The 13199-nt window shown below is 47.4% G+C and carries 11 protein-coding genes; 7 read left to right on the top strand and 4 right to left on the bottom strand.

Features of this window, described 5'->3' with window-relative positions:
- Window positions 1–135: 135 nt before the first annotated feature.
- Both FTT89_RS00155 and sdsA read right to left on the bottom strand, forming a co-directional pair.
- Window positions 136–2187 carry a site-specific recombinase gene (locus FTT89_RS00155; RefSeq protein WP_160241549.1) on the bottom strand — a complete coding sequence of 684 codons (2052 nt, stop codon included), beginning with the start codon at window positions 2185–2187 and terminating at the stop codon, window positions 136–138.
- 18 nt (window positions 2188–2205) lie between these two features.
- Window positions 2206–3183, bottom strand: a complete 978-nt coding sequence (gene sdsA, locus FTT89_RS00160; protein ID WP_104472144.1) for an All-trans-nonaprenyl-diphosphate synthase — start codon at window positions 3181–3183, stop codon at window positions 2206–2208.
- 445 nt (window positions 3184–3628) lie between these two features.
- Between sdsA and rplU the strand changes: the two genes are divergently transcribed.
- The 7 genes from rplU to FTT89_RS00195 all read left to right on the top strand — a co-directional run bounded on the left by rplU (window position 3629) and on the right by FTT89_RS00195 (window position 10189).
- Entirely contained in the window at window positions 3629–3940 is a 312-nt protein-coding gene (gene rplU, locus FTT89_RS00165; RefSeq protein WP_005176105.1) for a 50S ribosomal protein L21, read from the top strand.
- Between the two features lie 19 nt (window positions 3941–3959).
- Window positions 3960–4211: a 50S ribosomal protein L27 gene (gene rpmA / locus FTT89_RS00170; RefSeq protein WP_005176106.1), complete on the top strand. Its 252-nt coding sequence runs from the start codon at window positions 3960–3962 to the stop codon at window positions 4209–4211.
- 218 nt (window positions 4212–4429) lie between these two features.
- Window positions 4430–5122, top strand: coding sequence for an outer membrane lipoprotein chaperone LolA (gene lolA, locus FTT89_RS00175; protein WP_005176107.1), 693 nt, complete (start codon window positions 4430–4432; stop codon window positions 5120–5122).
- Between the two features lie 582 nt (window positions 5123–5704).
- On the top strand, window positions 5705–6556 hold the full coding sequence (locus FTT89_RS00180; RefSeq protein ID WP_180172637.1) for an RsiV family protein: 852 nt from the start codon (window positions 5705–5707) through the stop codon (window positions 6554–6556).
- A 119-nt stretch (window positions 6557–6675) separates the two neighbouring features.
- A complete protein-coding gene (gene serS, locus FTT89_RS00185) occupies window positions 6676–7947 on the top strand; it encodes a serine--tRNA ligase (protein ID WP_016659896.1) in 1272 nt (423 codons plus the stop codon).
- A gap of 81 nt (window positions 7948–8028) precedes the next feature.
- Entirely contained in the window at window positions 8029–9411 is a 1383-nt protein-coding gene (cysG, locus tag FTT89_RS00190; RefSeq protein WP_180006805.1) for a siroheme synthase CysG, read from the top strand.
- Window positions 9412–9709: 298 nt separating this feature from the next.
- Entirely contained in the window at window positions 9710–10189 is a 480-nt protein-coding gene (locus tag FTT89_RS00195) for a tRNA (cytidine(34)-2'-O)-methyltransferase (protein WP_005176117.1), read from the top strand.
- A 156-nt stretch (window positions 10190–10345) separates the two neighbouring features.
- On the opposite strand, the gene FTT89_RS00200 is transcribed toward FTT89_RS00195, so the two are convergent.
- Both FTT89_RS00200 and FTT89_RS00205 read right to left on the bottom strand, forming a co-directional pair.
- Window positions 10346–11743 carry an APC family permease gene (locus FTT89_RS00200; RefSeq protein WP_005176119.1) on the bottom strand — a complete coding sequence of 466 codons (1398 nt, stop codon included), beginning with the start codon at window positions 11741–11743 and terminating at the stop codon, window positions 10346–10348.
- 270 nt (window positions 11744–12013) lie between these two features.
- Complete coding sequence (locus FTT89_RS00205; RefSeq protein ID WP_005176121.1) at window positions 12014–13198, bottom strand: iron-containing alcohol dehydrogenase; 1185 nt, start codon at window positions 13196–13198, stop codon at window positions 12014–12016.
- Window position 13199: the final 1 nt, after the last annotated feature.

The raw sequence follows: 13199 nt of genomic DNA on the forward strand, positions 1-13199 counted from the left end.
TTTAGCTGATCCGAGCGCAGTCCGGTAATGGATTAAAGTGTACTCGCCAGTACACTTCATTTCAAGCCTGTATAAATTATGCTAATTTCTTTTTCAATTCTTTTTAACACATGACAAAATAAATTAACAAACTCCTTAATGATGACCCTTGGCCGGGCCAGATTGTTCTTCAACTTCAACAGGTTGCTTCGGTGGCCAGAAAAAGTCACTGGGCCGGGTCAGGAAATGGGTCATGACCAGTTTGGCCAATGGCTTCCACTGTTCAAAACGTACCCGACGTGCGCGCAGGGCCACAATAATGGTGAGGGTAAAGCTGACAAATAAGTTGGTCAGGCCAATTAACAGCACACCCAGGAAAGACACAATAATCAGGCCAATTTCCGGACTACCGTTGACGTTCATCAAACCCTGAATAAAGTTGGCCGAGGCAAAGGCAATATGCCGGATATCTAAAGGCAGACCCAGAATATAACCAATTGTGCCCATACTGCCGAGCATAACCCCGAACAGGAAATTACCGGCCAGTGCGCCCAAGTTCCGTTCAATATAGGCGGCAAAACGGTCCAGCCGTTCCTGACTCATCCATTTTTTCAGTTTGGCATGCGCCTGTAGCCGTGGTCCGACTTTGCGATACACCGCCATATTATCGAAGTAACCAGCAATCAGGCCCGATAAAAACAGACACACACCGGCAATGGCTGCGTGTGGAATTGCCAGAGAGGTAAACGGATTCAGGTCATGCAGCATTTTGCTGGCTTTGGCATGGTTCATTAAAGGCTCATGCAACGCCGCATCCCACATAAAGGCAATTAGGGCGGCCACCGGAATGGCAATCGAGATATTGCCCAGAATGGCAATAAACTGGGTCCGGATAATATTGATAATCAGCGCGGCCAGCTCGGCAATTTGCGCCATTTTCGAGCCTTTGCGATGCTGTACGGTCGAAGCCAGTGCGGCAGCGGTCATCGCCGGCTGTTTGGTGGCCACAGTAAAGTGCAGCACATGAATCAGCATAAAGCCCAGCGAGTAGTTCATGCTGTTAATAAAGGCCTGCATCAGCGGCGCCAAGGTTAAACGTGCCGCCAGCACCTTAAGGGTGGCCATGGTGGCAATAATGACCCCGGCCCCGGCAGCCGATTTATACATTTCCAGAAAGCCGGCCTTGTCGGTACTTACATAATGTTCACCGGTTTTACTGGCATTTTCAGTCACCTGCAAGGCCATCAATTCACTGTTGGTAGCCAGCAGGGAGCGGACACTGCGTTCGCTATACAGCGCGGTGGTAATATCGACCAGTAGCTCGCCCATGGCGCTATAACGCACATCATCTTCTTCAACAATCAGGTTCAGCAGCAGTTCAATCCGGTCCAGACACTGTTCCAGTAAGGACAGCAAATAGGTCAGGCTGACACTGACCCCAATCCGTTTGGTGGCCCGGCGAATTTTATGGCTGACGTTACGGCACTGGTCAATCATCACCAGCGCCTGTGAGGCATCCGGTGGAATTACCGCTTCAAATTTGTCGGCACTTTGATGCAGGTTTTTATATTGCACAATGAAATCGTTGATTTCACGGTTCTGCACTAAAAATGGTGATTCGTATTCGGTCAGTTCCGGATGGGCATTAATAAATTCCGGATATAAACCAATTCCGCTGACCCGATAGGACAGCACGGTAATGGCTTTAATGATTTCCTGACGAATCAGTTTTTTATCATCCTGATTACGATGGCCCTGATTCAGCAGGCGAAACAGCTGCTGCCACTGCTGATCTTCAATATCATCCAGCCAGTATTTATCACTGCGCTGATGGAAAATGCGGCGCAGCAAGTCCTGCAGCTGGCTCTGATCATTAATCAGCGGTAAAAAATGCGCCCCTAGGCGCTGAAACAGCTGGCTCCAGAAACCATCTAAAGACAGGATGCCGGTATCGGCATACAGGCTGGTCTGTTTGTACTGGCTGATTAAGCAGAGCACAAAACTTTGTAAGGTATTGGCGGCATTGGGCGTAATCAGCAGGGCATGTAAAAAGGCCTGAAACTTTTCTTGTATTTCTTCGCTATTTTCGGTGTTGGCTGGTCGAATACGGTTGACCAGCTCAATGAGCAGTTGCTCGTCAAGATCAGCGGGCGTGGTTTCCAGCTGATCCTGCATGTTCAGGAATAGGTCATAAAATTTTATATGCATAGGCAAGGATGAAGCTATTTATTGAATTCGGTGCAGGGCCAGCTTGGCCAGATTGACCAAGGCCTGACGATAGATTGTATCTGGCAAGGCATTTAAGGCCGCAATTGCGGCTTCGGTTTCTTCCGTGGCACGTTGCTGGCAATAATCCAATGCACCTGACGTCTGTACAATCTCGATAACCTGCGCCAATTCGGAGGTTCCACCCGTAGCAATACTGCGGCGGATAATTTCATGTTGCGCACCTGTGGTATTTTTCAGGGCGGCAATTAAAGGCAAGGTCGGTTTACCTTCCATCAGGTCATCGCCGATATTTTTACCCAGGGTTTCGGCATCTGAGGTGTAATCCAGAATATCGTCAATGATCTGGAAGGCATTACCAAAATGGCCGGCAAAGACACGTAACGGTTCACGGTATTCCGGCTTGCCGGTTAAAATGGCGGCACCTTCGGTGGCCAGTTCAAACAGGCGCGAGGTTTTGCCGTGAATAATATCTAAATACGTCTGTTCGGTGGTGTCCGGTTGATGCTGTGATTGCAACTGTAGTACTTCACCTTCGGCAATTTCACAGGTACCGGTCGAGAAATCTTTTAGCAAGGTCATGTTGTTTAAATCGACCAGCAGGTCAAAGGCACGTGAAATCAGGAAGTCACCGACCAATACGGCGGTCTGGTTATTCCAGGTGGCATTGGCGGTTGGACGACCACGACGCAAGCCGGATTCATCGACCACATCATCATGCACCAGGGTTGCGGTATGCAGCATTTCAATAATCGCCGCCAGTCTGCGCGCCTGTTCCAGATCTTCTGCGCCGCAGGCTTTGGCCGCCAGTAAGCACATAATCGGACGCATACGTTTGCCGCCGGCTTCCACCACATGCTTGCTGACCGCCATAACCAGTGCGACTTTTGAGGTAATGCCTTCATTAATAAACTGATCCATCGCGGCAAAATCGGAAGCAACAGGCGCGAGAATATCTTGCTTAAAGTCGATGGTCATGTGAAGGAGAACCTCAATTGTGTCAAGTAACAACGATATAGTGTAACAATGAAAAACGTCTGGACAGGAAATCTGCAATCTGCGGTGCGGCCATTGTGGTTGTCGTTATGAAGTACGAAGCAATGGTCTGCTTTCCTGTTCGTGCTGGCGCTGATGGCCTCCCGGTGACAGGCAGCGGTGATAGCATCAGCATGCTGGCGTTTTCGATTCTAACAAGCAATTTGATTAGATCAATGAAAAATGTAGGGTTTTGACCATTTTTGTTGCTTTTCGTTGCATGTTTATAAAATAAACAGCCGGCTGATGCAATATTTTGGCTAAATCTCTTGTTGTTTGCAGCGTTATCCCTTAAAATCTCTGCCCTTGTATAACCCCAGTGGCGTTCGTTTTAAGATCGGTATATCCCTTTACCGGCACGACGACACGGGCATGTTTGGAGTACATTATGTACGCAGTAATCCAAAGCGGTGGTAAACAGCACCGTGTAGTTGAGGGTGAAACCCTTAAAGTTGAATTATTGAAAGCTGAAACTGGCGCAACTATTACGTTTGATGACGTATTAATGCTTGTAAACGGTGATAGCATTCAAATCGGTGCTCCAGTTGTAGCTGGCGCTAAAGTAACTGCAGAAGTGGTTGGCCATGGCCGTCACGACAAAATCCGCATCATCAAAATGCGTCGTCGTAAGCACTACCGTAAGCAACAAGGTCACCGTCAATGGTTCACCGAGTTGAAAATTACTGGTATTTCAGGCTAATCACTAGGAGTAATGAGACATGGCATCTAAAAAAGCCGGTGGTTCTACTAAGAACGGTCGTGATTCGAATCCTAAGATGTTAGGTGTTAAAGTTTACGGTGGTCAAACTGTAACTGCAGGTAACATCATCGTTCGTCAACGTGGTACAGAATTCCACGCTGGTGCAAATGTAGGTATGGGCCGTGACCATACTTTATTTGCTACTGCTGACGGCGTAGTAAAATTCGAAGTGAAAGGTCAATTTGGCCGTCGCTACGTATCTGTTGAATAAGATTCAATAGAACAAAAACCCACAGTTTTCTGTGGGTTTTTTTATGCATGTCGCATCGGGAAAGAGAGCAACCCTGATCTTCATGATGATGGATAAAAAAGAACATTTGATATTAATAAACATACAAAACTTCTTATTTTCTCTAAATTTAGGCACTTTATTTGGTTTAAGATGAGTCCATGAATACATTGCGATATGCAACAATAAAAGGTGAATCTATGAAAATGCTTCGTCAAACCATGTGTGCTATGGCATTGGGTGCTGCAACGCTGGCACCAGTGATGAGTACGACTGTGTATGCTGCGCCTGTGGCAGCATCGGAGCAGCAAGCCACTGCCAATCTGGTCAAACAATTGAGTCATATTAAAAGTATGACCGCTAACTTTGAGCAGACCACCAAAACCAGCGGCAAAGCGCCTAAAAACAAGGGCCTGACTGCCCAGCATATGAATCAGGAATTTAAAGGCGTAATGAAAGTGGCGCGCCCGGGTAAATTCTATTGGGAAACCACCAGTCCGGCCAAACAGACCATTGTGACCTCAGGGAAAACAGTCTGGATTTATGACCCGGACTTGCAGCAGGCCGTGCGTCAAAACCTGGATGAGCAGGTTGCCAATACACCAGCACTGTTATTGTCGGGCAATACCAACCAGATTATGCAGTCATACCGGGTGACCCAGCCGAACAAAGGCAAAACCTATTACACCCTGTATCCAAAAAGTGATGAAGGGGCTTTCCAGAGTCTGACCATCAGTTTCGGTGCCAACAAAGCACCAAGCCTGATGATTCTGGAAGATTCTTTAGGTCAAACCACCTATGTACGTTTTAACAATGTGAAGGTGAACCCGAACATTGCCAACTCGACCTTTAACTTCACCCCGCCAAAAGGCACAGATATTATTGATCAATAAGGGATGATGATCATTTCTTAAAAAAGATTTTATCTGTGAAAGCAAAAACATAGAGGAGCCATTTTAATGGCTCCTTTATTTTTAGGTGAATAATCGTCCAATGGTAGGATTGAACGGAAAGTCAATTGAGCGAGTTGAGCCATGCGGACATGCATGAAATGGCAATAAAAATTGCCCTCCCTGAAAATGGTTAAAAATTAACCAAAAATAAGGGTTAACCAGAATCACGGCTGATCTGTCTGCTTTTGCTCTGTGAAAGAATCCACAATTTCTGTGGATAAATCTTGGGATAATTTATTTTTCCCGTTGAATGGGCCGCAGATGCACGATTAGGGTGCAGTCAGGATTTGATTTTATTTTAAAATTATCATTATGAATTTTAATGGAATATTATAAATTTTGGTATGTACCGCTGCGGATGGTTTTTGGTTGATTTTTCATTTTTTATCGCAGGTTACAGAACTGCTCTAGGATCGAACAGCAGGAGTTTTATATAGTGGTAAATAGCTAAATTGAGCGTATACAACGCCTTTGCGGGGTGAAAACTGCTGAAAATTGCAGCATGAACATAGGGGAAATGCAATGCAACATCTGAAATCAAATCTGCTCACCACGACCATCGCACTGACCACGGCATTAATGTTAAGCGCCTGTCAGCCGAAGCAGGATGCCGCACCTCAGGTGGAGGCCGAGCAAAGTCAGACTCAGGCAGCTGCCATTCCCATGATTCAGGCCAAAGTGGTGCCGGTGGAATTGAAACAGCAGCAGCGCTGTGATGAAGAGGGCTGTACCGAATACGATATTCAGACGGTCAATACCAATGTGCCGTGGATCAATGCGTATTTTATGCAGCGGATTAAAAAGGCTGACCCGATTGCATTTAGTGAAGATGCCGCTTCTACTGCGTCAGCATCGTCAGCATCGTCAGCATCGTCAGCATCGTCAGCATCGTCAGCATCGTCAGCATCAGAGGCCAATAGCACAGAGGAGCCTAACCGTCTTAGCCTGAGTTCTACCTATGTACGTTATATTGGCCAGCATGGCCGTCTGGCTACCTTTAGCATGCAAAGCTATAGTTATCCGGCCGGGGCGGCGCATGGTATGCATCATCAGGAATTTGTGACCTTTGATTTAAACAGCAAGAAACGTCTGGCCTTGCAGGATATTCTGCTGCCGAATAGTGAAGCCAAACTGGTACAAGAACTGTTTAACCATAATTACAACTGGCTGAATGAGCACGACATCCAGCGTGACAAACTGCGACTGAGTGACAATTTTTATTATGGCGCCAATGGGCTGGTGTTTGTCTATCCATTGTATGAGCTGGCTTCCTATGCAGAAGGCATGCCGGAACTGGAGCTGCCGTATTATGCGGTGGACAAACTGATTAAAGCTGAATATCTGCCAAGTTTGCCGAAGTATCCGGCCCAGTAAATTGTGAAAAAACTGCGCCAGATTGCTGTAATAAGCCCCAGCCGTGAAGCGGATTACTGTATTTTTTAACCCGAAGCGCTTACACTATAGCCAGTTTTTTTCTTTACAAAAGATTGGCTATGATCGACCCGAAATTACTCAGAAATAATATTGAGGCTGTAAATTTAGCCTTGGCAAAACGTGGTGTGCAACTCAATGTAGAAGAATGGGCATCATTGGAAGCTCGCCGTAAAGAAATCCAGTCCAAAACGGAAGCTCTACAGGCCGAGCGTAATGCCGGTGCCAAACAGGTCGGTCAGATTAAAAAAGCCGGTGGTGATGCTTCAGAAATCATGGCACGTATGTCAGCCATTGGTGATGAAATTAAAGCAGCCGAAGTGGCTTTAAATGAATTACAGGCGGAAATTGAAACCAAATCACTGACTATTCCTAACCTGCCACATGAATCTGTGCCGGAAGGTAAAGATGAAGCCGATAACGTGGAAATCCTGACCTGGGGTACACCACGCGAATTTGATTTTGAAATCAAAGATCATACCGACTTAGGCGAATGGATGGGTGGTCTAGAATTTGAAACCGCGACCAAGCTGACCGGTTCTCGCTTTAGCGTTTTAAAAGGGCCATTGGCGCGTCTGCAACGTGCTTTAACCCAGTTTATGCTGGATACACATACCCTGAAAAATGGCTATACCGAAGCCTATGTGCCGTACCTGGTCAATGCCGATTCTTTACGTGGTACCGGTCAATTACCAAAATTTGAAGAAGACCTGTTTAAGCTGCAGGGCGAAAAAGAGTTCTATTTAATTCCAACCGCGGAAGTGCCAGTCACCAACTTTGTCCGTGACGAAATTATTGATGCGGACCGTTTACCGCTGAAATATGCTGCGCATACCCCATGTTTCCGCAGTGAAGCCGGTTCTTATGGCCGTGATACGCGTGGCTTAATCCGTCAGCACCAGTTCGATAAAGTAGAAATGGTGCAAATCGTTAAACCTGAAGATTCTATGCAGGCACTGGAAGAGTTGACCGGTCATGCAGAAGGCATTTTGCAGGCGCTGGGCTTGCCGTACCGTAAAATCATCCTGTGTGGTGGTGATATGGGCTTTGGTGCGACCAAAACCTATGACCTGGAAGTGTGGGTGCCAAGTCAAAATACCTATCGTGAAATTTCTTCGTGTTCTAACATGGGGGATTTCCAGGCGCGTCGTATGAAAGCGCGTTATCGTGCTGACCAGAAGAAAACTGAATTTGTCCATACCTTGAATGGTTCAGGTCTGGCGGTTGGACGCACCTTATTGGCCGTGATGGAAAACTATCAGCGCGCGGATGGCTCAATTGAAGTGCCTGAAGTGCTACGTCCGTACATGGGTGGTGCAGAATATATCGACTAAATTCAGGTTGATGTACAGAATGCACCAATTTGTGCACAAAATTTGCTTAAGACAATCAGAACTAAATTACTGAGGTAGTGTGTGGATATTTTTCCAATCTCGTTAAAGTTGCAACAGCAACGCTGTCTGATTGTCGGTGGCGGACATATTGCCTACCGTAAAGCCGGTTTACTGCAAAAAGCAGGCGCTATTATTGATGTGGTGGCGCCGGCCATTGATGCCGCTTTACTGGAACTGGTCCAGCAGAGCCAGGGGCACTATGAGGCTGCTGCCTTCAATACTGAAATTCCGCTGCGCCAGTATCGTTTGGTGATTGCCGCCACCGATGATGCAGCAATCAACCGTCAGGTGTTTGAGGCTTGTGAAGCTGAAAATGTGCTGGTCAATAGTGTGGATGATCCGCCACATTGCCGCTTTATGGTGCCGGCTATTGTCGACCGTTCGCCTTTGCTGATTGCAGTGGCCACGAATGGTGCATCGCCGGTGTTGTCGCGCCAGATTCGCACCCAATTGGAAACCAGTATTCCGCATGGCATGGGCAAACTGGCGAGTTTTTCCGGTCAATGGCGTGCTGCGGTTAAGGCCAAAATCCAGAATCCGGATGAACGCCGGATTTTCTGGGAAAACCTGTATGCCAGTCCGCTTAAAGAGCAGGTCTTTAATGACAATCTGCAAGAAGCCAATCGTTTGATTGAGCAGGCCTTGCAGGAATGGACCACGCCAAAAGGTGAAGTGTATCTGGTCGGTGCCGGTCCGGGTGATCCGGAGCTGTTGACCTTAAAAGCACTACGCTTGATGCAGCAGGCCGATGTGGTGATTTACGACCGTCTGGTGTCCGATCCGATTATGGAGCTGTGCCGCCGTGATGCTGAAAAGATCTATGTTGGGAAAGCGCGCTCCAATCATGCCGTGCCACAAGAGGGCATTAATGCCTTGCTGGTCAAGTATGCGCAGGAAGGTAAACGTGTCTGCCGTTTAAAAGGCGGGGATCCGTTTATTTTTGGCCGTGGCGGTGAAGAAATTGAAGAACTGTTTGCTGCAGGTGTGGCTTTTCAGGTGGTGCCGGGCATTACCGCAGCCTCGGGTTGTTCAGCTTATGCCGGCATTCCTTTAACCCATCGCAACTATGCACAAAGCGTACGTTTCCTGACCGGGCATTTAAAAGAAGGTTCACCGGAACTGCCGTGGAGCGAGCTGGTCTATGAAAACCAGACTCTGGTGCTGTATATGGGACTGGTGGGACTGGAAAAAATCTGCCAGAAACTGATTGCCCATGGCCAGCGTCCGGATATGCCAGTGGCCTTGGTGTCTAAAGGCACCACACCGGAGCAGAAAGTGGTGGTCGGGACTTTGGCGGATATTGCATCTAAAGTTACTGAACATCAAATTCAGGCACCCACTCTGACCATTATTGGTGAAGTGGTGAAGCTGCGCGAACAACTACAATGGCATGAGCGAGGATAAAGCAACACAACGTGTTGCCCGAGCGCAAGACGAAGGCTGCGCCTGAGTAAAGAGGATAAAGCAACACAACGTGTTGCCCGAGCGCAAGACGAAGGCTATGCCTAAGTAAAGAGGATAAAGCAACACAACGTGTTGCCCGAGCGCAAGACGAAGGCTGCGCCTGTCAAGTGGCAGCTATGATGAATCATGGTTGCCGGAGATGCAAAAGGGCAATACTGCGTAGCGCTTTAACCCTGACAGCATCCTTGTCCCATCAAGAAAGTTTAATTGCTTAAATCAACCAGATAGTGAGTAAAAAGTGATCCACGTTGTGTTATATGAGCCTGAAATTCCTGCCAATACCGGTAATATTATCCGGCTTTGTGCCAATACCGGTGCTCAGTTACATCTGGTCAAGCCCCTGGGTTTTGAGCTGGATGATAAAAAGCTGAAACGTGCCGGTCTGGATTACCACGAATGGGCACGGATGCAACTGTGGGATTCAATTGAAGACTGTCTGGCCAATTTGGCCAGCAAAGGCATAGGCGTGGATGCCGTGTATCCATTAACCACCAAGGGTACAGAAACCCCGCATACTTCGGATTTAAACCGTCCTGTGGCCTTGTTGATGGGACCAGAAACCCGCGGTTTGCCTGAGCATGTGCGTTTGATGTTCCCACAAGAGCACTGGATTCGCTTGCCGATGGCAGAAAATTCTCGCAGTTTAAACCTGTCGAATGCCACAGCGGTCATTGTCTATGAAGCTTGGCGTCAGCAGGGTTTCCAGCCTTTAAGCTAGGGCAGATCATTGCGAAGAATAAAAAAACCAAGATCACTGATCTTGGTTTTTTTATCGCTATTTATTTTTTCAGTGAGCAGGATCAAGCCGTCAAAACTTGACCTGAAACGTAGAAACAAAAAAAGGTGCCGAAGCACCTTTTTAAATGACTTAAACTTAGAGTTTATCGTCAAATTCATTGTGTTGTGGCGCAGGGTGTTTAAAGCCTTTGGTTTTATAACCCAGGTATAAAATACCGGCCATTGCCCACCATAAACCATATTTCAATGATGTTTCATCAACCTCAAGCCACAGTGCAAACACCGCGATAAAACCACAAAGCGGCACCACCACAAAGTTCAGAATATCTTTAACGTTGCGGGTACGTCCATCACGCAGCGCATAGCGTGAAATGACTGACAGATTGACGAAACTGAATGCAGTCAGGGCACCAAAGCTGATCAGGGAAATCACGAAATCCAGATCCATAAAGCCTGCAGTTAAGGCCACCGCACCGACAATCAGAATGTTATAAGACGGTGTGAAGTTACGTGGGCTGATATGACCAAAGATTTTCTTGTTAATCACGCCATCACGGCCCATCACGTACATCAAACGGGATACACCGGCATGTGCAGAAATACCCGAAGCCATCACCGTTACAATTGCGAAGGTCAGTACATAGGACTGGAACAGTGAACCACCCACCAGCATCAGAATTTCTGGCTGAGTTTCAGCAATATTCTTGAAGTAGCTGCCCGGTTCATTCGGGAAGTAAATCTGCATGAAGTAGGTGCTGACAATAAAGATGATCCCGGCAATTAACGCAGTCAGGAAAATCGCTTTTGGCAGGGTCTTTTCGGTATCTTTTGTTTCTTCTGCCAGCGAGCTTAAGGAGTCAAAACCGGTGAAGGAGAAGCACAGTAAGGTAGCACCGGTAATCAGCGCACCGACTGAGGTCAGCTCATTCCAGAACGGTTCCAGGCTCCAGAGCTGATAACGCTGTTCGGCACTAATCGGGCCATCGGCATTAAAACCGGCCTGCAGTTTGGTAAATACCATCCAGGTAAAGATCGCGATGACCAGAAGCTGGATAAATACAATCAGACTGTTGAAGTTGGCGACAAAACGCGCACCACGCAGGTTGATGCCGGTCATAAACGCGGTCAGTACAATGACCCAGACCCAATGATTAACATCCGGGAACAGCGCTTCCAGATAAATCACGGCCAGAATAATATTCACCATTGGCGACAGCAGGTAGTCGAGCCAGGATGACCAGCCCACCATAAAGCCAACATTGGGGTGAATGGATTTCTGCGCATAAGTATAGGCAGAACCCGAAGATGGGTAGCGGCGAATCATGTGACCATAGCTTAACGAGGTCAGCAAGATTGCAACCAAGGCAAAAATATACGAGGTGGGTACATGAAAATGACTTTCTTCCGATACTAAACCGAAAGTGTCAAATAAGGTCATTGGTTGAATATATGCTAAACCAATAATAATGATGTGCCAGAGCCCTAGCGTTTTTTGCAGTTTAGCTGCCGATTGAGTCCCAGAGATATTTGTCAACGGCGTTATCCTCTTAATCGTTGATCAAGGATCAGTCATGTTCCTAAGGATCGTTTGAGACGAACGATCCCCCCTATCAATAAAACAAAAGTCCGCCAATCTACTCCAAAATGGTTGCTTTTGTCAGTAACTTTTTCAGAAATTTTTAGCAGAAAATATGCCAATCATCTGAATAAATAAGAACTTTTTCTTGGGTATAGTAAAAGCCTGATGTTTAAAAAAACATCAGGCTTCTAGAAATTTTGGCTATATTCGCCTATTTGCTGGAAATTACCAAGCCTTTTTTAAGATAGATTTCAAATCTTCCAGACTGGCTTCTTTCGGGTTGTAAATGATCGAGCCATCGTTCAGGGCTTTTTCGGCCACTTCATCCAGCTGCGCTTCTGTAACCTTGCCGGTTTCACTCAAGGTGCGTGGCAATTTGGTCATGGCATACAGACGGTCGCGCATGGTCAGCAGGGTAGCAATGGCTTTATCGGCACGCAGATGCGCCGGAGTCTGGGCATAAATATCCGGGCCGGCCAATGGCAGCAGCAGTTCGGCAATTTTGTCGCCATTGACATCTTTGTTGTATTCCAGCACATAGGGTAAGAACAGGTTCATGCACAGTCCATGCGGCAGATGCGCCACTGCACCTAAGGCATGACCGAGGGAATGTACCAGACCCACCATCGAATTGGAGAAGGCAATACCAGCCATGGTCGAGGCCTGTGCCAGTTCCAGACGGCCATAGGCATCGCTTGGATTGTCCAGCACTTTAAACAGGTTATTGCTGATTTTCTTGATTGCGGCGGTGGCATAGGCATCCGAAATCGGATTCGAGGCCATGCAGCTATAAGCTTCAACCGCATGGGTCATGGCATCCATAGCTGTCATTGCCGTTAAATGCGGTGGCAGGGTCTGGGTCATGCGCGGGTCCAGAATCGCGGCATGCGGCATCAGGTAATAAGAGGCGAATGGCATTTTGACATTCTTTTCAGTATCTGACACCACCGCGACCATGGTGACTTCTGAACCGGTGCCTGAAGTGGTCGGAATCACGAAGAAGGGCTTTAATGGTTTTGGCAGATTGTGCGCACCGGAATATTTCAGCAGGTCATCGCCGCCTTCCGTCACCAGAATATTGGTAGCTTTAGAGGTGTCAATCACCGAACCGCCGCCGACAGCAATAATGGCATCACAGTTGTGGTCACGATACAGCTGCGCCGCTTTACGTACCGTGTCCAGACTTGAATCCTGTGGTACATCATCAAAAATATAGCCAATTTCAGCATCGGTCGATTCAAAAGCCGCTTCAACCGGGGCCAGCAGGTTGTTACCACGGACGCCTTTGTCGGTAATGATCAGCGGGCGTTTCGCACCTAAAGTCACCAATTCAAACGGAATGTGTTCCAGTGCGGCATTGCCGGCAATGACTTTGACTGGACAAAAAAATTCGTAATAAGGCTTCGCCATG

Origin of the sequence: Acinetobacter sp. YH01025 (assembly GCF_013420185.1) — a bacterium.
Lineage (GTDB): Bacteria > Pseudomonadota > Gammaproteobacteria > Pseudomonadales > Moraxellaceae > Acinetobacter > Acinetobacter indicus.

What these genes read in the sequence shown, in the direction of transcription:
- FTT89_RS00155 (WP_160241549.1), bottom strand. Translation starts at nt 2,187, where the DNA reads ATGCATATAAAATTTTATGACCTATTCCTGAACATGCAGGATCAGCTG.
- sdsA (WP_104472144.1), bottom strand. Translation starts at nt 3,183, where the DNA reads ATGACCATCGACTTTAAGCAAGATATTCTCGCGCCTGTTGCTTCCGAT.
- rplU (WP_005176105.1), top strand. Translation starts at nt 3,629, where the DNA reads ATGTACGCAGTAATCCAAAGCGGTGGTAAACAGCACCGTGTAGTTGAG.
- rpmA (WP_005176106.1), top strand. Translation starts at nt 3,960, where the DNA reads ATGGCATCTAAAAAAGCCGGTGGTTCTACTAAGAACGGTCGTGATTCG.
- lolA (WP_005176107.1), top strand. Translation starts at nt 4,430, where the DNA reads ATGAAAATGCTTCGTCAAACCATGTGTGCTATGGCATTGGGTGCTGCA.
- FTT89_RS00180 (WP_180172637.1), top strand. Translation starts at nt 5,705, where the DNA reads ATGCAACATCTGAAATCAAATCTGCTCACCACGACCATCGCACTGACC.
- serS (WP_016659896.1), top strand. Translation starts at nt 6,676, where the DNA reads ATGATCGACCCGAAATTACTCAGAAATAATATTGAGGCTGTAAATTTA.
- FTT89_RS00205 (WP_005176121.1), bottom strand. Translation starts at nt 13,198, where the DNA reads ATGGCGAAGCCTTATTACGAATTTTTTTGTCCAGTCAAAGTCATTGCC.